General features: G+C 71.6%; 14 protein-coding genes and 4 pseudogenes. 9 read left to right on the top strand and 9 right to left on the bottom strand.

Annotation, left to right across the window (positions count from 1 at the left end):
* Positions 1 to 6 precede the first annotated feature (6 nt).
* Positions 7 to 822 carry a tyrosine-protein phosphatase gene (locus SSOG_RS08815; RefSeq protein ID WP_009713866.1) on the bottom strand — a complete coding sequence of 272 codons (816 nt, stop codon included), beginning with the start codon at positions 820 to 822 and terminating at the stop codon, positions 7 to 9.
* Positions 823 to 994: 172 nt separating this feature from the next.
* On the opposite strand from SSOG_RS08815, the gene SSOG_RS08810 reads away from it, so the two are divergent.
* Complete coding sequence (locus tag SSOG_RS08810) at positions 995 to 3,115, top strand: alpha-galactosidase (RefSeq protein WP_009713865.1); 2,121 nt, start codon at positions 995 to 997, stop codon at positions 3,113 to 3,115.
* Positions 3,116 to 3,181: 66 nt separating this feature from the next.
* A complete protein-coding gene (locus tag SSOG_RS08805; protein ID WP_009713864.1) occupies positions 3,182 to 3,979 on the top strand; it encodes an SGNH/GDSL hydrolase family protein in 798 nt (265 codons plus the stop codon).
* Positions 3,980 to 4,008: 29 nt separating this feature from the next.
* Here SSOG_RS08805 and SSOG_RS08800 read toward each other — a convergent pair whose 3' ends face one another.
* Positions 4,009 to 4,452, bottom strand: coding sequence for an ATP-binding protein (locus SSOG_RS08800; protein ID WP_234364982.1), 444 nt, complete (start codon positions 4,450 to 4,452; stop codon positions 4,009 to 4,011).
* A 136-nt stretch (positions 4,453 to 4,588) separates the two neighbouring features.
* Between SSOG_RS08800 and SSOG_RS08795 the strand changes: the two genes are divergently transcribed.
* The 3 genes and pseudogenes from SSOG_RS08795 to SSOG_RS08785 all read left to right on the top strand — a co-directional run bounded on the left by SSOG_RS08795 (position 4,589) and on the right by SSOG_RS08785 (position 6,642).
* Positions 4,589 to 5,455, top strand: coding sequence for a helix-turn-helix domain-containing protein (locus SSOG_RS08795; RefSeq protein ID WP_009713862.1), 867 nt, complete (start codon positions 4,589 to 4,591; stop codon positions 5,453 to 5,455).
* A gap of 3 nt (positions 5,456 to 5,458) precedes the next feature.
* On the top strand, positions 5,459 to 5,710 hold the full coding sequence (locus SSOG_RS08790; protein ID WP_009713861.1) for a DUF397 domain-containing protein: 252 nt from the start codon (positions 5,459 to 5,461) through the stop codon (positions 5,708 to 5,710).
* A 184-nt stretch (positions 5,711 to 5,894) separates the two neighbouring features.
* Positions 5,895 to 6,642 (top strand): annotated as a pseudogene (locus SSOG_RS08785) (SAM-dependent methyltransferase).
* Here SSOG_RS08785 and SSOG_RS08780 read toward each other — a convergent pair.
* From SSOG_RS08780 to SSOG_RS08755, 6 genes and pseudogenes are all read right to left on the bottom strand, one after another.
* A pseudogene (locus SSOG_RS08780) lies at positions 6,612 to 7,489 on the bottom strand (STM4011 family radical SAM protein). The pseudogenes SSOG_RS08785 and SSOG_RS08780 overlap by 31 nt on opposite strands.
* A 13-nt stretch (positions 7,490 to 7,502) precedes the next feature.
* The gene (locus tag SSOG_RS08775; protein WP_009713858.1) at positions 7,503 to 8,852 is read right to left on the bottom strand and encodes an STM4012 family radical SAM protein; all 1,350 of its coding nucleotides are present in this window, start codon (positions 8,850 to 8,852) and stop codon (positions 7,503 to 7,505) included.
* Positions 8,849 to 9,652: an STM4013/SEN3800 family hydrolase gene (locus tag SSOG_RS08770; RefSeq protein WP_039936957.1), complete on the bottom strand. Its 804-nt coding sequence runs from the start codon at positions 9,650 to 9,652 to the stop codon at positions 8,849 to 8,851. The genes SSOG_RS08775 and SSOG_RS08770 overlap by 4 nt, the downstream gene beginning before the upstream one ends.
* Before the next feature lie 22 nt (positions 9,653 to 9,674).
* A pseudogene (locus SSOG_RS08765) lies at positions 9,675 to 10,809 on the bottom strand (STM4014 family protein).
* The gene (locus SSOG_RS08760; protein WP_039936956.1) at positions 10,790 to 11,767 is read right to left on the bottom strand and encodes an STM4015 family protein; all 978 of its coding nucleotides are present in this window, start codon (positions 11,765 to 11,767) and stop codon (positions 10,790 to 10,792) included. The pseudogene SSOG_RS08765 and the gene SSOG_RS08760 overlap by 20 nt, the downstream one beginning before the upstream one ends.
* A gap of 54 nt (positions 11,768 to 11,821) precedes the next feature.
* Positions 11,822 to 12,781 (bottom strand): STM4015 family protein, encoded by a 960-nt coding sequence (locus SSOG_RS08755; protein ID WP_039936955.1) that lies wholly within the window; start codon positions 12,779 to 12,781, stop codon positions 11,822 to 11,824.
* Between the two features lie 222 nt (positions 12,782 to 13,003).
* Between SSOG_RS08755 and SSOG_RS08750 the strand changes: the two genes are divergently transcribed.
* Positions 13,004 to 13,330 carry a hypothetical protein gene (locus SSOG_RS08750; protein WP_009713853.1) on the top strand — a complete coding sequence of 109 codons (327 nt, stop codon included), beginning with the start codon at positions 13,004 to 13,006 and terminating at the stop codon, positions 13,328 to 13,330.
* A 55-nt stretch (positions 13,331 to 13,385) separates the two neighbouring features.
* Positions 13,386 to 14,489, top strand: a complete 1,104-nt coding sequence (locus tag SSOG_RS08745; RefSeq protein WP_039940834.1) for a DUF6745 domain-containing protein — start codon at positions 13,386 to 13,388, stop codon at positions 14,487 to 14,489.
* 19 nt (positions 14,490 to 14,508) lie between these two features.
* Here SSOG_RS08745 and SSOG_RS08740 read toward each other — a convergent pair whose 3' ends face one another.
* Complete coding sequence (locus SSOG_RS08740; RefSeq protein ID WP_050799822.1) at positions 14,509 to 17,226, bottom strand: SpoIIE family protein phosphatase; 2,718 nt, start codon at positions 17,224 to 17,226, stop codon at positions 14,509 to 14,511.
* A 133-nt stretch (positions 17,227 to 17,359) separates the two neighbouring features.
* Here SSOG_RS08740 and SSOG_RS08735 point away from each other — a divergent pair, with 133 nt between their 5' ends.
* Both SSOG_RS08735 and SSOG_RS53400 read left to right on the top strand, forming a co-directional pair.
* Complete coding sequence (locus tag SSOG_RS08735; protein WP_009713850.1) at positions 17,360 to 18,271, top strand: glycoside hydrolase family 19 protein; 912 nt, start codon at positions 17,360 to 17,362, stop codon at positions 18,269 to 18,271.
* Positions 18,272 to 18,355: 84 nt separating this feature from the next.
* Positions 18,356 to 18,712: pseudogene (locus SSOG_RS53400) on the top strand (GNAT family N-acetyltransferase); the annotation flags it as partial.

Here is an 18,712-nt window from a genome sequence, read left to right as displayed (position 1 = left end):
GGGCCGTCAGCCGGTGAGCATCCGGTCCCGCAGCCGCTCGCGCTGCGGGGCGGTCAGCCCCAGGCCCTCGGTGAGATAGCGCTCGGTGGTGCCCCAGGTCTCCTCTATCGTCTGGAACGCCGCCGCCAGATAGGTGGAGCGTGCGTCGAAGAGCGGGCTCAGCAGGTCCAGCACCTCCGGGGACATGGGGTCCCCGTCCGCGGGATTGCCCTTGCGCCAGATCTTGTAGCGGCGGTGGGCGGCGGCCGACTCCAGATAGTCGGCCTCGATGGACTCCCGTTCGACCCCGAGCGCGAGCAGCGTCACCGCGACCGACAGACCGGCCCGGTCCTTGCCCGCGGAACAGTGCATCAGTACGGGGGAGCTGTCCTCCGCCATGGCGCTGAGCACCCGGCCGTGCTCGACGATGCGGCTGGTGATGATGGCCCGGTACGCGTTGATCATCCGCCGCTCGGCGCGCCCGTTGTCCAGCAGCTCGCGCAGGGTGTTGAGGTCGCCCTCGCGCACCATGGTCCAGAACCCGGCGCCGTCGGCCGGGTCGGACAGCGGGAGGTTCACGTTCCGCACGCCGGAGAGGGAGACGTCCGGGCCCTCCAGCTTGATGTCGGCCGCGTTGCGGAAGTCGAAGACCGTGTGCAGGCCGAGCGAATCGAGGAAGGCCGCGTCGCTGTCGGTGGCATGGGCGAGGTGGCCGCTGCGGAAGAGCACACCGGGCCGCAACCGCCGGCCGTCGGTGGTCGGCAGCCCGCCGACGTCGCGGAAGTTCCGTACCCCCACCAGCTCGGGTTCGGCCTGCGGGACCTGCGGCGACGGCTGCGTCACGGGCGCTCCTCACGATCGGCCGCCGCGCCGCTCGTCGACGAGGCGGGCTCTGCTGACCATACGACATTGCGTTCCTGCTGCAATCAGTTCTGCGGATCGTGAGCGGGGGCCATTGCCGTGCGGGAAAGCCTGACCGATGATGTTGGGACCTGTGGGGAATTGGGGATGTGTGATGATTGAAATCGGCGGAAACGGTCGGCTCTGGCTGCTCTCGGGGCGGCACAGCAGCTACGCCCTGCACCTCACCGACGAGGACGACCTGCTGCATCTCCACTGGGGCCCGCGCCTGACGGTCCCGGATGCCGAGGCCCTCGCCGCCGAACCTCTCCCCGCTGAGCGAGGGTTCGAATCACCGCTGGACGGGCGCGAGGAGTACCCGGTGGAGGGCGGCCCGCGCTTCGTGCGCCCCGCGCTGTCCGTCCGCGGGGCGGGCGTACGGGGCACAGAGTGGCACTTCGAAGACAGCACCGTCAGCACCGTGGACGGTGACGAGCTGCGGCTGCGTTTCCACGATCCGCTCCACCACCTCGACATCACCCTCCACTACCGGATGCGGGACGACGGCGACGTCATCGAGCGCTGGACCACCCTCAGTCACACCGGCGGCCCGGACGACGAGCCGCTGGAACTGCTGCGCGCCGACTCCGCCGCCTGGTCGCTGCCGGTCGGCGACCGGCGAAGGCTGAGCCATCTGTACGGGCGGTGGGCCGCCGAGAGCCGGCTCGCCCGCACCGACCTCACCGCCGGCGAGAAGGTCATCGGCAGCCGTCGCGGCCACACCAGCCATCAGCATCTGCCCTGGATCGCGATCGACGACGGCACGGCCACCGAGGAGAGCGGCGAGGTGCACAGCTGCGCGCTCGCCTGGTCCGGGTCCTGGCGGATCGCCGTCCAGCGGCTCGCCGACGGCACCGTACAGACCGTCGGCGGCGTCGGCCACGACGAGGCGGGGCTGCTGCTCCTCGCGCCCGGCGAGTCCTTCACCACCCCGGTCTTCGCGGGCCTGTGGACCGATGGCGGCTTCGGGGCCGCGAGCCGCGCCTGGCACGCCTGGCAGCTCGCCCACGTCGTCCCCGGCGCCGACCGGGAGCGGTCGGTCCTCTACAACTCCTGGGAGGCCACCGAGTTCGAGGTGAGCGAGGAGCAGCAGCGCTCCCTCGCCCGGCTCGCCGCCGGGCTCGGCGTCGAGCTGTTCGTCGTGGACGACGGCTGGTTCGGGTCCCGCATCAGCGACCGGGCCGGGCTCGGCGACTGGACCCCCAACCCGGACCGCTTCCCGCACGGGCTGAAGCCGCTCGCCGACGAGGTGCACGGGCTGGGCATGCGGTTCGGTATCTGGGTCGAACCGGAGATGGTCAACGCCGACAGCGACCTCTACCGAGCCCACCCCGACTGGGTGCAGCACTACCCCGGCCGCACCCGCACCGAGTTCCGCAACCAGCTGGTGCTCAACCTCGCCCGGCCCGATGTCCGCGCGTATCTGTGGGAGCGGCTGGACACCCTGCTGAGCAGCGCCCCCATCGACTATGTGAAGTGGGACTTCAACCGCTCCTTCACCGACCCGGGCTGGCCCGGCGACCCGTATCCGCAGCGGCTCGGCATCGAGCACGTCCGCGGGCTGTACGACCTGCTGGGGCGGCTGCGCGCCGCCCACCCCGGGGTCGCCTTCGAGTCCTGCTCGGGCGGTGGCGGCCGGATCGACCTGGGCATCCTCGGCCTCACCGACCAGGTGTGGACCTCGGACAACACCGATCCGCTGGACCGCCTCGCCATCCAGCACGGCTTCAGCCAGCTGCACCCGGCCCGGGTGATGGCCGCCTGGGTCACCGACAGCCCCAACGTGATGGGCAACCAGCGCACCAGCGGGCTCGGTTTCCGCTTCATCAGCGCCATGGCCGGGGTGCTGGGCGTCGGCGGCGACCTGACGAAGTGGAGCGAGGCCGAACTCACCGAGGCCCGCGACTGGGTGGCGCTCTACAAGCGGATCCGGCCCGTCGTCCAGCACGGTGAGCAGTACCGGCTGCGGTCGCCCGGCGACGGCGGGCTCAGCGCGGTGCAGTACGTACGCGGCGCGGAGACGGTGGTGCTGGCGTGGCTGCACGCGCAGAGCTACGGCGAACCCCAGCCCCCGCTGCGGCTGCGCGGCCTGGACCCGGCCGCCGCGTACGAGGACCTGGCCACCGGGATCGTCCACCGTGGCGCGGTGCTCGCCCACCACGGCCTGCGCACCGGGCTGCGCGGTGATCTGGACGCCGTCGTATTCCACCTCCGCCGAACTGACCAGGTGGGATAACTCACCCCTGGTCAAGGGCTGGTTACGGTGGCGTAGGTCACGTGTCGGGGTGAATGATGTCCGGATGTGGCAGACGATTCGCAAAGACTCATCAGTGAAGTGATCGGGTCGTACGCAGCCATCGGGGACAGTTTCACCGAGGGCGTCGGCGATCCCGGCCCGGACGGCGTCTTCATCGGATGGGCCGACCGGCTCGCCGTCCTTCTCTCCGACCGGCGGCCCGAACACGAATTCCGCTACGCCAACCTCGCGGTGCGCGGCAGGCTCCTGGACCAGATCGTCGAGGAGCAGGTGGAGCGGGCGATCGACCTCGGTCCCGACCTGGTCACCTTCTGTGCGGGCGGCAACGACATCCTGCGGCCCGGAAGCGACCCCGACGATGTCGCCCGGCGCTACGAGGCCGCCGTCGCCGACCTCACCGCCCGGGTGCCCACCGTGCTGTTGTGCACCGGCTTCGACACCCGCGGGATCCCGGTGCTCCGCCACCTGCGGGGCAAGATCGCGACGTACACGGCCCATGTGCGGGCGATCGCCGACCGCTACGACTGCCCGGTGCTCGACCTGTGGTCGCTGCGCTCGGTGCAGGACCGGCGGGCCTGGGACGACGACCGGCTCCATCTGTCGGCCGACGGGCACACCCGGGTCGCGCTGCGGGCCGGTCAGGTGCTCGGCCTCGAGGTGCCCGCCGACCCCGATCAGCCGTGGCCGGACGAGGGGCTGCGCACTCCCGCCGAGGTGCGCCGGGACAACATCCACTGGGCGCGCGAGTATCTGGTGCCGTGGATCGGGCGGCGGCTGCGCGGGGTGTCCTCGGGGGACCATGTGGAGCCCAAGCGCCCGGATCTGCTGCCGCTGCGGCCCTGAGCCTCAGCTTTCAGGCCAGGTAGGCCCCTTCAGGCCAGGTAGGCCCATACGGCGCGGCCCGCGCCGCCCGTGTGGGGCCGTACGCCCCATGCCTGGGACAGGGCCTCCACCAGCATCAGCCCGCGTCCGCCTTCCTGATCCACGCTCACCGACGACCGCGCCTGCGGCACCGTGCGCGCGCAGCCCTGGTCGGCCACCTCGAGCCGCAGCCGGGTCCCCATCAGCTGCAAGGAGCAGCGCACCTCGTCGCTGGAGGTGTGGCGGACCGCGTTGGTGAAGAGCTCGGAAACCACCAATTCGGCGCTGTCACGGGTGTCCTGGTCGACACCCCATGAGCGCAGCCGCAGGACGACATGCCTTCTCGCCTCCGCGACGGACGTGCTCAGCGCCGGGAGACGAAACGCGTCCTGAAGGCACGCAGCGACCGTCGAGCCGCTGTGCCCTAACCGGAGAGCCTCGTAGGAAGGAGCCACGTCCACACTATGCTCTGTCACGATCGCTTGTGACAAGGTTCAGTCTGTAAATTACAGAATCGCAAGGACAGACTGTTCCGAAAGCTGAGCCCGTGCCAGACTGCTGTGTTGTGACAGTAAGTGGAGGGGGACGATAGTGGCGGATGCGCGGTCGGGTGGTGCCCCGACCGTCCTGCGGGTCGTGCTCGGCAAGCGACTCCAGGACCTTCGCGAGAAGTCCGGGCTGTCCTTCGAACAGGCCGGGCGGGCACTCGACGTCACCCATGCCACGATCCGGCGCATGGAGAAGGCCGAGGTCGGCCTGAAGCTCCCGTACGTCGAGAAGCTGTTGCGCACGTACGGCGTCACCGACCCCGAAGAGGTCGAGGCCTTCCTCTCCCTTGCCAGGGAGGCCAACAAGAACGGTTGGTGGCACCGGTTCCGGGACGTCCTGCCCGACTGGTTCAACACGTTCGTGAGCCTCGAGGTGGAAGCCAACCTCATCCGCGCCTACGAACCGCACTACATCCCCGGCCTGCTCCAGACCGAGGACTACTCCCGCGCGGTGCTCCGCGCGGGTATGCCGCACGCCCCCGAGACCGAGATCGAGCGCAACGTCGCGCTGCGGTTGGAGCGGCAGGCCCTGTTGCGCCGCCCCGATCCGCCGATGCTGTGGGTGGTGATGGACGAGACGGTGCTGCGCCGTCCCATCGGCGGGTCCGAGACCATGCGGGCCCAGATCGGCCGGCTGATCGAGGTCGCCGACTCACCCCAGATCAGACTGCAGGTCATGCCGTTCGACGCCGGCCCGCACCCGGCGATGTACGGCCCCTTCCATATCTTCCGGTTCCCGATCCCGGAGCTGCCCGATATCGCGTATACGGAGACGCTCGTCAGCGGCTCCTACTTCGACCAGCGCGATGACGTATCGGCGTTCCTGGAGGCCCTGGACCGGATGTGCGCGCAGGCCGCGCCTGCACAGACCACTCAGGCCATTCTGAGTGGCATTCGCAAGGAGATCTGAACGATGGATCGCATATGCGGGAGCCGCGCCTACAGCGGCATGCCGGCCAGGGACCTCGGTTCCGAGGGCTGGCACAAGCCGTGGAGCGGTGGCAATGGGGGAAGCTGCGTCGAGGCGATGAGGTTGAAGGACGGCCGGGTGGCGCTGCGCCAGTCGACCGACCCGGACGGACCGGCCCTGATCTACACCCATCTGGAGATGAAGCGCTTCATCCAGGGGGCGAAGGCGGGCGAGGCCGACTTCCTGCTCCTGTGACGCCCGCGCGACCGAGGGGGAACGAGGGGGACAGACAAGGGGACATGGTGTGACCGACCGACGATTACCCGGACAGCGATTATCTGGTCAGCGATTACCAGGCCAGCGATTATCCGCGTCGCGGATCTCCGAATCGCTCGTGTCCGGCCAGGACATCGACACCAGCAAACCGCATCCGGCCCGGATGTACGACTACTACCTGGGAGGAAAGGACAACTACGAGATCGACCGGGAGGCCGCCGAGCGCATCATCAGGCAGTCCCCTGACATCCTCGACAGCGCCCGTGCCAACCGCCAGTTCCTGCTGCGCGCCGTCCGTACGGTGGTGGCGAGCGGTGTACGGCAGATCATCGACATCGGGACGGGCATACCGACCTCGCCCAACACCCATGAAGTGGCCCGGGAGATCGCCCCGGACACCCGGGTCGTGTACATCGACAACGACCCGATCGTCGCCGCGCACGCGGACGCCAAACTGACCAGCACCCCCGGTACGCACTTCGCGTCGGCCGACGCGCGCAGACCCGCCGACATCCTGGCGCATCCGGCGGTGCGCGACGGCATCGACTTCTCCCGGCCCGTGGCACTGCTGCTGGTCGCCGTCCTCCACTTCATCTCGGACACGGAGGACCCGGCGGGGATCATCGCCACCCTGACCGAGCCGATGGTCCCCGGAAGCCATCTGGTGATCAGCCACGGCACCGTGGACTTCCACGGCCCCGACCGGGTGGCCGACGAGGTGTACCGGACGTCCACCGCCCGGGTTGAGCCTGCGCGGTCACGCCGGGATCGTCCCGTTCTTCGACGGGTTCACGATGCTCGATCCGGGGCTGGTCCGGGCGCCGCTGTGGCGCCCGGACGGGCCGCCGCCGGACGCCGGGGCGCTCGCGTCCGTCGGGGTCTACGGCGGGGTGGGCCGCAAGGACCGATGAGTGAGCGTGGCGGGGATCCGCTCCAGGACCCCGCCCGCGAACACGTCGTACAGCGGCAGCGACTCCAGGTGGACGTAGCCGATGTGGCAGTCGCACACAGCGAGCGGACAGGCCCGGGGCCGCAGCGCCGCGCGGTACGAACCGTCGTACAGAATTGCCCAGCTCCGTACGGACGAAGTGGCAGCGGCGCACCGTGCCGTCACCGTCCACCGAGATCACCGAGGCGCCGGTCCCTGCACCGCAGACCGGCGCTCCGGTGCGGATGGCGGCTGTAGCCGAAGAGCGGATCGAGCGCCGTCCAGTCGGCGGCCTCGGCGTCCGTGTAGGTGTGGCCCTCCGCCGCGTTCACCCACAGATAGACCTGCTCGGGCAGCTCGGCGCGCAGCTCCCGGGCCTGGTCGAGATGGTCGGGGAGACCGACGATCCCCACGCTGTGGCGCACCCCGCGCGCGGCCAGCTCCCGGCACTTGGCCAGGAACCGGTCCCGCGGCGTCTGGCCCGGGTGGTACGTGCACCACAGCGCGAGCGTGTCGCGGTCGGCCTCGGCCGTCCAGTCGGTGCGGCAGCTCAGATTGGTCTGGATCGCCACCCGCTCGATATGCGGAAGACGGCTCAGCTCGGTGAGCGCACGGCGGTACCAGGAGCGCGTCAGCCCCTCGCCCCACGGCGTGAACAGCACCGACAGCCGGTCGCCCGACTGCTCCCTGGCCCATGCGGTGAAGCGCTCCAGCGCGGCCCGGTCGGCGCGCAGCGCCTCCCGGCTGTCGCGCCGCTTGGCGAACGGGCAGTACGGACAGTCGTAGTCGCAGGAGGCCAGCGGGCCCCGGTACAGGATCGTCAGGTCCACGGCGCCGCCCCGGTCACTTCGCCTCGTACGCGGCCATCGCGGCGCGCACGGCGGGCGAGAACAGCTCGGGGCCGAGCGCGTCGGAGTGCGCCAGACCCTCCGCCGACAGCCGCAGCCGGCCGGGCTCCGCGGCCGGATCCAGCCAGCCGCGCGCGGCGAACCGGGCCAGCTCCTCGGGGAAGTCCTCGGCGGGGTCGGCGGCGAACCGCGCCCGGTACGCGGCCACGTCCAGGCCCTCGGCCTGGAGCACGGACTGGAGCAGATGGCGGCGGCGGGCCTCGTCGCCGGTGATCGCCCGGCCGTGTTCGGCGTGCCCGAAGTCGGCCGCGGGCCGGGAGACGTAGTCGTCGATGATGCCGCGTATCTCCCGCATGTCGACCGCGTAGTCGAAGGAGTAGTGCAGCCCGGAGGTGTAGGAGCGGGCGCCGCAGCCCAGGCCGATCATGCCGTCCGTCTGGCAGGCGTAGTCCTCGCCGCCGGTCGCGGACGCGGTCGAGGGCGCGTCCGCGCGGCGGAACATGCGCATCGAGACCTGCTCATAGCCGCGTCCGAGCAGATGGTCCCGGCCCAGCCGGTACAGCCGCAGCCGCCGCTCGTCCCACTCGTGGTCGCTCTCGGCGACCTCCTTGCGGCCGAGTCCGGTCAGCGGGCGGACATAGAGGGGGTAGAGATACAGCTCCTCGGGGCGCCAGGCGAGGGCCGCGTCCAGGGAACGCAGCCAACTGCGCTCGCTCTGGCCGTCGATGCCGTAGATCAGGTCGATGTTGAGGACGGGGATGCCCGCCTCGCGGATCCGGGTCAGCGCCGCCTCGACGTCGGCCCGGCGCTGCGGCCGGACCGCCGAACGCGCCTCCGCGTCCACGAAGCTCTGCACGCCCAGGCTCAGCCGCGTCGCACCGCGGGCGGCGAGCACGGCGAGCCGGTCGGCGGTGGCGGTGGCCGGGGACGCCTCGACGGAGAGCGGCACGGCGGCCAGATCCGCGCCCATCCGCTTCTCGGCGATGTCGCACAGCCGCTCCAGCTCGGCCGCCTCCAGGAACGTCGGGGTGCCGCCGCCGAAGGCCGCGGCGGCGAATCGGGCGCCGTCGCCCAGCGCCTCGGACACCGCGTCCGCCTGGCGCTCCAGCGCGTCCAGATAGGCCGTGGTCAGGCCCTCCGGGGCGCCGATCCGGGTGAAGAGATTGCAGAAGCCGCAGCGCACTTCGCAGAACGGGATGTGCAGATACAGCGACAGCGCGTCCTTCGGCTCGTCCGCCCACAGCTCGCGCAGCGCGGGCCGGTCCGTCAGCGCGTGGTATGCGGTCTTGTGCGGATAGGCGTAGACGTACGACTGGTACGGGCGGACGGTGGTGGTGATGGTCATCGGGTCCCAAGGAAGAAGTGGGTGTACGGCACGGTCCAGACGGCGTCGTGGCCGAGCCGGTGGCCGGTGTAGCCGTCGTCGCCGTACGCCGTGCCGTGGTCGGAGCAGACGATCGCGAAGCCGGGACCGCGGCCGCTCATCGCGGTGAAGAGACGGCCGATGTGGCGGTCGACGTACTCCAGCGCGGCGGCGTGGGAGGCGCGCGAGTCGCCGCTGTCGCGGGTGGCGCCCGGCAGATGGAACCAGTTGGGCTGGTGCAGCGCGGACACGTTGACGAACAGGAACAGCCGCCGGTCCGGGTCGAGTTCCTTCACCACCTGCTCGGCGCAGGCGATCTGCGCCTCGAAGGAGGTGGGGGAGGGGACGCCGAACTCCGGCTCCCAGTGGCTCTCCTGGAAGTAGCCGGGCAGCACCGAGCCCAGCGGGCCCCGCTTGGTGAAGAACCCGACGCCGCCGATGCACACCGTGCGGTACCCGGCCGCCGCGAGCCCGGTCACCAGGTCGGGGGTGTCGTAGACGTACGTACCCCCGGCCGTGGTCTCGCTGCCCGCGAAGCGTGCCGCGAACAGCCGCGGGTGGGGGCCCGGCCGGGCCGGGGTGGGCAGAAAACCGGCGAACATGGCCTGGTGGGAGGCGTAGGTGAAGCTGCCGGGCGCATGCCGTTCCTCCCAGACCCCGCCCGGCATCCGGGCGGTCAGGTTCGGGATCCGGCCGTCGGCCGCGAGCTCGGCGGCGACGTCGTAGCGCAGGGTGTCGAGGGTGACCAGCAGCAGATCGTGGCTGCCCACGACGGCGTTCATATCGGGTTCGGAGAGCGTGGCGTCAGACATCCTGGTGGTCCTCCCCGTGCGCGCGCACCACGGCGGCGATCTGCGCCGCGTACGTGTCCTGGCCCTCGGCGCCGCTGCCGGGCAGCCCGGTCAGCCGGGGCAGCAGATCGCCGAACGCGTTGACCTCGCCGACCGCGAACTGCCGCCACCCGGTGCCGGGCAGCAGATCCACCCCGACGCACAGGGTGTCCGGGAAGCAGGCCGCCGCCCGCTCCGCCGTGCCCAGCACCGTGCTCCACGCCACCCCGGCCGCCTCCGCGGCCGCGCGGGCGGCGGCCAAGTCGCCTCGTACGCCCCCGAGATGGAGATTGGTCATGGGGGAGCGGCTGGTCCGCACGACGGCATGGGTCGCCCGGCCACCGATCACCACCACCCGCAGATCGGCGGCGCGCTTGTCCTGGGACGCCTTGGGCAGCCAGCGCTCGATGTGCAGCCCGTCCGGGGCGAGCGTGTCCAGGATCGCGGCGATGTCCCGCTCCGTGTCGTACCGCCGGACCCGCAGCGAGTTGAAGAGCGAGCCGTCCTCCGCGCGCTCCACCGAGGTGGTGGCGCGGATACGGCCCGGCCCCGCGTACTCGACCGCGAGCACCCCGGAGGCGGACGAGCCGTGCGCGAGCTTGATGAACGCACGGTGCATGCCGCCCGTGCCGAGCGCCGCCCGCACATCGTCCCAGCCGCGCACCGGCGGTGCCTGCGGACCGGAGGTCGGCGAATACGGCACGGGGACGTCGGCCGCGTCCAGCAGCCCGTGGGACAGTCGCTTGTCGAACAGCACGGCCAGGTCGTCGGCGGCCACCGCCAGGAAGTCGGCGATCTCGACCCTGGTGCTTGGCGACGGTCCGTGCTGCGTCGGTGAACCGGGCGTACCAGCGGGCGGTGCCCTCGACCCGGGTCGGGTCCCCGGCGCCCCGCAGCAGCTCGTCCACCTCGTGGTCCTCGCCGGGCGACTCGATCCGCACGATCTCGCCCGGCTCGAACTCCGCACCGCCGCACAGCACATCGCGCCAGGCCAGTACGCGCGGCGCGGCCAGCCCGGCGGCCAGGGCGGCGTCGGTGAACATCTCCACCCGGCGATGGCCGGGATTGCCGACGACCGCGAGCCGCACGCTATTCGGAGACGGCGACATAGCGGTACTCCTCCTCCTCGCCGTCATCGCCGTCGTCCCAGACGTCCGGCTCCTCCTGCTCCGACACGTTCACCTCGACCCCGGACGGCTCCAGGGCGTCGCACACCCGCCGCATCATCGCGTCGGACAGATAGTGGTGGTGCAGGTCGAGCCGCCCCAGGTGGGTCAGGGGCTGGCCGGTGAGCAGGGCCTCGGCGCCGGTGTCGCCGAGCGTGCCCATGGACAGGTCGAGCGATTCGAGCTGGGCGACGACCGGCGCGGAGGCGACGGCGGCGGCGATCTCGTCCTGGATCTCGCTGTCCTGGAGCCCGAGATGGGTCAGCGCGGGGAAGCGGGCGCCGGAGAGGACCGGCGCCAGATCGGCGACCGTGGCATCGCCGCCGTACTGCTCCACCCCCAGCCACAGCGCCAGGTGCTCCAGCCGGGGCAGCTCGCTCGCGCCCACCGCGCGGACGATCTCGCCCGGCAGCCCGCCGGACTCGAACCGCAGCACCCGCAGCCGCTCATGGCGCAGCGGCTGGAAGGCGAGATCTCCCGAGCCGCAGCCGCGCACCACGAACTCCTCCAGCCGTGGATACGCCTCCAGGAGGGGCGTGACGTCGTCCATCCGCAGCCAGGACAGCTCGCACTGCTCTGACATCACGTCGGCGAGGAACAGCCCGCGCAGCGCGGGCAGCCGGTCCGCGGACGCGATCAGGGCGTCGAGCACCGGACGCACATCGGTGTAGTCATCGTTCCACCAGCACCCGATGACCACCGCGCGGATGCGGTCGGCCGCCACGGTGTCCAGGAACGCCGTCCACTGCTCGGTGAACGGGCGGGTGTCGTCCCAGTTGGTGGCGATCCGCCAGGCGACGGATTCGGCGGGTGGCAGATCGGTGGCGTCGGCTCCGGTGTCCGCGGTGGTGAAGTCGCAGACGGGCAGACCGGCGAAGGACTCCCGATAGTGGCCGATCATGGCTGGACGCTCCTCACGTATGTCCTGATGTCTGTGGTCGGGTGCGGGCGGCCATCATTCGGCGACGGCCGTGTAGCGGTTCACTTCGCCGTCGTACTCGTCCTCGTGGCCCTTCTCGGACAGCGCGACCTCGACTCCGGACGGCTCCAGGGCGTCGCGCAGCCGCCGCTCCATCGACTCCGAGAAGTAGTTGTGGTCCAGGTCGAGCCGCTTGAGGTGGGTGAGCGGCTGGCCGTCGAGCAGGGCCGCCGCGCCCTCGTCGGTGAGCACGCCCATGGACAGGTCGAGCGATGCGAGCTGGGCGACGACCGGCGCGGAGGCGACGGCGGCGGCGATCTCGTCCTGGATCTCGCTGTTCTGGAGGCCGAGGTGGCGCAGCGCGGGGAAGCGGCCGCCGGACAGCAGCGGGGCGAGGTCGCCGACGGTGGCACTGCCGCCGTACGCCTCGACCCCGAACCACATCTCCAGGTATTCGAGGGCGGGCAGATCGCTTTCGGCGACACCGCGCACCGCGTGGCCGGCCAGCCCGCCGGTCTCGAAGCGGAGCCTGCGCAGATTCTGGTGCTTGACGGCGGAGAGCCGCAGGCCCGCGTTGCCACGGGCGCCCAGCTCCCGCAGCCCGGGGTAGGCGTCCAGAACCGGAGTCAGATCGGACTGCTCGATCCAGGAGATCTCGGCCTCCTCCGTCTCCAGATCGCCGATGAAGACCGCTTCGAGGGAGGTCAGCCGGTCCTTGGCGGCCACCAGCAGATCGACGATCACCCCGGCGTCCTTTTCGTACGTCTCGCCCCACTGACCGATGATCAGCGCCCGCACCCGGGAGGCATCGACGGTGGTGAGGAACCGCTCGAAGCGTTCTTCGAAGATCTCGCCCGATTCCTCGGAGTACGGGTCGTAGGAGATGCGCCACGCCACGGTGCCCGCCTCGGGCAGCTGCGGGTCCTCCTCGTCGGGCAGCGGGAAGTCCTCGACCGGAAGTCCGTGCAGTTCCGTCAGGTGTTCGGCGTAGCTCATGGCGCGGGTTCTCCCAGTGGATTCGATCGGGCGTGCCTGATCCCGGATGGCGTGCGAAGAGTTGTACCAAGCGCCACCGACAGTCGCCCCGGCGGGAGTTGTCGGGCGGCCGTTGTCGGACCCCCTGCGTACCGTCAGGACCATCGACCGGCCGCCCTACGGCTGACCGGTGGACCGATGACGGCTGCGGCCGCGATCCAGGCCGCGGGGGAAGGGGAGGGCATGTACCGACAGGGAGACGTACTGATCGTGCCGGTGGCGCGGGAGTCGCTGCCGCCGGGCACCGAGGCGCTGCCGCAGCAGCCCCGGGACGGGCGGGGGCGGCTGGTGCTGGCGCTCGGCGAGGTGACCGGGCACGCGCACGCGGTGGTCGGACCGGGCACGCTGGTCCGCGAGTCGGGGCCGTTCGGCGCCTCGTATCTCCATCTCCCCGACGGCGGACGGGTGGTGCACGAGGAGCACGCGGCGATACCGCTGCCCAAGGGGTGGTACCGGGTGGTGCGTCAGCGGGAGTACGTGCCGGGCGCCGTGCGCGTCGTGGCGGACTGAGAGCGGGGGACGAGAACGCATGACGACAACGGAGACACGGGTGGCGACGATGTCGATGACGACGGCGGTGGACTGGCGGGCGGTGGCGGCGGCGACCGGCCCCGCGGACCGCGAGGCGGCCGAGGCGGGCATCCTGCTGGCGTACGAACAGGCCGGGCTGGCGCCGCCGGAGCGGATCGTGTGGACCGGCTCCCCGCGGGCGGGTACGGCGGCCGCGCTGCTGCTCACCGGGCAGGGGGAGGGGCTGCCGGGCGAGGTCGCCGAGCGGGCGGCTGACACGCTGGCGGACGCCGGGATCGAGCCGGTGGCGGGCGCCGCGGGCGCCTCGGTGCGGGACGCGGTGCGCACCCGTCCCTGGGCGCGCGCCCGGCAGCGGGCGCACACCGCGCTGGGCCCGTCAGGGTGGGCCGAGCGCTGGGCGCTGACGGGTGCGCCGCTGTGGGACGTCACCCGGGCGCTGACGGAGCGCATCCGCACGGGCGTCATCGAGTCCCTGGCGGAGGGCACGGGCACGGAGCGGGCGGACCGGGAGACGGCCGTCCGGCTCGCCCTGCTGGACGCGGTGCTGGGACAGCATGACGCGCCCTGGCTGGCCTCCGTCGCCGACGGCCCGGAGGACGGGCTCGCCGGGCCGTCCGCGGTCGCCCGCGCCGCGGGCTGGTGGTGGCCGTACGAGAAGGCCGTGGTGATCGCGGAGCGCCCGGTCGAGCTGCACCGCGACGAAGCGGGCCGCCTCGACCGCGGCGATGGCCCCGCCCTGGCCTTCCCCGACGGCTTCGCGCTGTACGCCTGGCGCGGCATGCCGGTGCCCGCGGAATTCCTGGCCCGGCTGGGTGAGTTGACCCCGGACCGGATCCGCGCCGAGGAGAACGCGGAGCTGCGCCGGGTGATGCTGGAGCACTACGGCTACGACCGCTATCTCGACGAGTCCGGCGCGCAGCCCGTCCACCGGGACGAGACGGGTGTGCTGTGGCGCATCGACCTGGCCGCCGACGAGCCGGTGGTGATGGTCGAGGTGGTCAACTCCACGCCGGAGCCGGACGGTACCCACCGCACGTACTGGCTGCGCGTACCGCCCCGCACCCGGACCGCCCGCGAGGGCGTGGCCTGGACCTTCGGCTTGGACGCCGAGACCTATGTGCCGGAGCGCGAGACCTGATCCGATGGGCCGCCGGGCGTCAGAAGCCCGCGTCGTCCCACTGGTCCAGCAGGTCCTCGCCCGTGGCCGCGGTGGGTTCGGTGGCGTCGGGGTGCAGGGACTGTTCGGTCCAGATGACCTTGCCGCGGGCGGTGTACCGGGTGCCCCAGCGCTGGGCGTACTGGGCGACGAGGAACAGCCCTCGGCCGCCCTCGTCGGTGGCGGCCGCGCGCCGCAGGTGCGGGGAGGTGCTGCTGCTGTCGGAGACCTCGCAGATCAGGCTGTTGGGTTCGTGCAGCAGACGGAGCCGGATGGGGGCGGTGCCGTAGCGGAGGGCGTTGGTGACCAGTTCGCTGACGATCAGCTCGGTGGTGAAGGCGATGTGCTCCAGGCCCCAGCTCTCCAGCCGGCGGGCGCAGGCGGCGCGGGTGGGGGCGACCGCGGTGGGGTCGTCCGCCACGTCCCACTCGGCGACCTGCCCGGGGTCCAGCCTCCGGGCGCGGGCCACCAGCAGGGCGATGTCGTCGCTGGGGCGGGCGGGCAGCAGCGCCTCGATCACCGCCTGACACGTCTGCTCCGGCGTCCGGCCGGGATGGGCCAGGGCCTGGCGCAGAAGGTCCAGTCCGGTGTCGAGGTCCCGGTCGCGGTTCTCGATGAGTCCGTCGGTGTAGAGGGCCAGCCGGGTATCCGCGGGCAGATGCAGTTCGGCGGTCTCCACCGGCAGGCCGGCGCCGAGGCCGAGCGGCGGGGAGACGGGGACCTCGGGGCAGGTGACGGAGCCGTCGGGGTCGATGAGGGCGGGGCCGAGGTGACCGGCCCGGGCGATGGTGGCCTGCCCCGAGGTCGCATCGTAGATCGCGTACAGACAGGTGGCTCCGGTGAGGGGCGTGTCGTTGTCCTCCGCGGCGTGCTCCTGGTCGATGCGGGTGACGAGTTCGTCGAGGTGGCCGAGGAGTTCGTCGGGTGACAGGTCGAGGGTGGAGAAGTTGTGCACGGCGGTGCGCAGGCGGCCCATGGTGGCGGCGGCGTGCAGGCCGTGGCCCACCACGTCACCCACCACCAGGGCCACCCGGGCACCGGGCAGCGGGATGACGTCGAACCAGTCCCCGCCCACCCCGGCCTGGGCGGGCAGATAGCGGAAGGCCGCTTCGACGGCGGACTGCTCGGGCAGCTCGCTGGGCAGCAGGCTGCGCTGAAGGGTGACCGCCGTCGTGTGCTCGCGGGTGAAACGCCGCGCGTTGTCGATGCACACGGCCGCCCGGGCGGCCAGCTCCTCGGCGAAGGACACGTGTTCCTCCTCGAAGGGCCCGCTCTCCGAGCGCCAGAAGTTGGCCATCCCGAGCACGACGCCCCGCGCCTGTAGCGGCACCGAGATCAGCGAATGGATGCCGTAGTCCAGGACGCTCCGGGCACGTTCCGGATTCTGCCGCCGCCAGCCGTCGGAAGCGGCCAGATCGGGTTCGAGTACCGCGCGGCCGGTGGTCACACCGGTGGCCACGGGACTGGCGGGGACGAAACGGATCAGCTCGCCCACCGGGAAGAGGGGCTGGTCGTCGCGGATGCCGCGGAGGGCGGTGCGGCGCATTTCGGTGCTCGCGCCGTCCGGTTCCTCGCCGCGCAGGACCGGGTCCAGCAGCTCGACGGTGACGAAGTCGGCGAACCGGGGCACCGCGACCTCCGCCAGTTCCTCGGCGGTGCGCACCACGTCCAGTGTGGAGCCGATCCGCACCCCGGCGTCGTACAGCAGCCGCAGGCGCTCTCGTGCCACTTGGGCCCGGCCCGCCAGATCACGCAGTTCCGTGGTGTCACGCAGCGTGGCCACGCTGCCCGTCGTACCCTCGCTCTCGACGGACCGCAGGTTGACCGCCAGCAGCCGTTCTCCCGCCGGATGCACCTCGTCGGTGACCGTTCGGCCGGAGGACAGCAGCTCGGCGGTGGCGTCCGGCAGACCGAGGTCCGTGATCCGGCGCTGCTCCGCGTCCGCGGGCAGGTCCAGCAGCCGCCGCGCCTCGTCGTTGGCCAGCAGTAGCCGTCCGTCACCCCCGATGATCAGCACCCCCTCCCGCACCGCGTGCAGCACCGCGTCATGGTGCTCGTACATCCGTGTCATCTCGATCGGGCCGAGGCCACGGGTCTGGCGCCGCAGCCGCCCGCTCACCAGCGCCGACCCGCCCGCGGCCAGAACGAGCGCGCCACCGGCGGCACCGAAGAGCACCGGCAGCTGCCGCTCCGCCTCCTCGTTCACGTTGTTGACCGTGATCTCGGGGCTCACGATGCCGGCGACCGAGCCATCGGGCCGGAACACGGGCACCGCCGCGTACACGGACAGCCCCAGGGGGTCCGTGACGATGTGCGTGAAGGCCTTGCCGTGCACCGCCTGCTTGTACGGACCGACGTAGTGCTTCCCGATCTGGGCCGGGTCGCGGTGGGTGTACCGGATCCCGTTCGTGGTCGCCACCACGATGTTGTCGAGGCCGGACTGCTTACGGGCCGCCTCGGCGCGCGGCTGGAGCGCCGCGGTCGGGTCGGGGCCGTCCAGTGCCTTCACGATCCCCGGAGAGTTCGCGAACACCTCGCCGGCGACCAGCACCTCGTTACGGGCCGCCTGCGTCCCTTGGCGCCGTGCCTGGACCACCAGGGCCGCCACGGTCGCGGCGACGAGGACGATGACGACCACGAGCTGGAGGAGGAACACCTGACCGGCGACGCTCCGCACGCTCAGCAGACGCCCTTTCCGAAAATAATCTCGTGCGTGCATGCTTTCAGTATTGTGCCGGAGCGCGATACCTGAGCCGGGCGCGTCCACCCCATATCGGCTTGGTCTGGACCTTGACTGGTATAGACCAAGCCGCTTGAGTGTCCTCCGACAACACGAGGATAGGGGTGGTCCCATGTGGAGACGACGCGCCATGGCATGGTTCGCCGCGCTGGCGGCGGCGTGCGCCTTATTATTTGGCATGCCCATGGCCTCCGCGTCGGCGGACCCGGCGGGCACGGCGGACACGGCCCCGCGCGCGGCCTGTAGCTACCCGGACTGGGTCGCGGGCAAGTGGTATGTGACCGGTGACATCGTCCGGTACACCGACGGCAGGTACTACCGGGCCGAACACGACAACCCGGGCTACGACCCGGTGATCAGCACCTGGTACTGGGAGCCGTACGACTGCGGCGGGGGCGGGAACTCCGGCTTCGTCGTGAGCGAGGCGCAGTTCAACCAGATGTTCCCGAACCGGAACGGCTTCTACAGCTACCAGGGCCTGACCGCGGCCCTCGGCGCCTACCCCGGCTTCGCGAACACCGGCAGCGACACCGTGAAGAGGCAGGAGGCCGCCGCCTTCCTCGCCAACGTCAGCCATGAGACCGGCGGTCTCGTCCACATCGTCGAGCAGAACCAGGCGAACTACCCGCACTACTGCGACTGGAACCGGCCCTACGGCTGCCCCGCGGGCCAGGCGGCGTACTACGGCCGCGGACCGATCCAGCTCAGCTGGAACTTCAACTACAAGGCCGCGGGCGACGCCCTGGGCATCGACCTGCTGAACAACCCGTGGCTGGTGCAGAACGACTCCGCGGTGTCCTGGAAGACCGCCCTCTGGTACTGGAACACCCAGACCGGCCCGGGCACCATGACCCCGCACAACGCCATGGTCAACCAGCGCGGCTTCGGCGAGACCATCCGCAGCATCAACGGCAGCCTGGAGTGCAACGGCGCCAACCCGGGCCAGGTGCAGAGCCGCATCGACGCGTACCAGAGGTTCGTCCAGATACTCGGCACCACCCCCGGCTCGAACCTGAGCTGCTGAGCCGCTCGGGGGAGCCGCTCGGGGGCAGCCGCTCGGGGATAAATGAGATGCGCCGGGCGGGGCGCCCGCGCCAGCCTGGACGGCATGGCGTGGACGACGACCGACGACCTCGATGCGTTCCGGGCCGCCGCGGGCGCGTTCCTGCGCGCCCGCCCGGTCCGGCACACCGTGCTCCTCACCGTCGTCTCCTCGCTGGAGGCGGCGGGCAGCGGCCGTTACGGCGACCAGCCGCCGGTCTACGGCTGGTGGCGGGCGCCCTCGGGCGCCGTCGACGGTGGTTTCGTCCGCACCCCGCCCCATCCGCCGCTGCTCTCCGCCATGCCGGTGGCGGCGGCGGACGCGCTGGCCCGCACCCTCGCCGGGGCGGACCGGCCGGGGATCACCGGGGTGACGGGCGCGCGCCCGGAGGCCGAAGCCTTCGCGGACGCCTGGGAGCGGCAC

The sequence above is a fragment of the Streptomyces himastatinicus ATCC 53653 genome (assembly GCF_000158915.1).
In the GTDB taxonomy this organism is placed as follows: domain Bacteria; phylum Actinomycetota; class Actinomycetes; order Streptomycetales; family Streptomycetaceae; genus Streptomyces; species Streptomyces himastatinicus.
The sequence above is the reverse complement of the archived record's forward strand: the minus strand, read 5'-3'. Positions and strand labels throughout refer to the sequence as shown.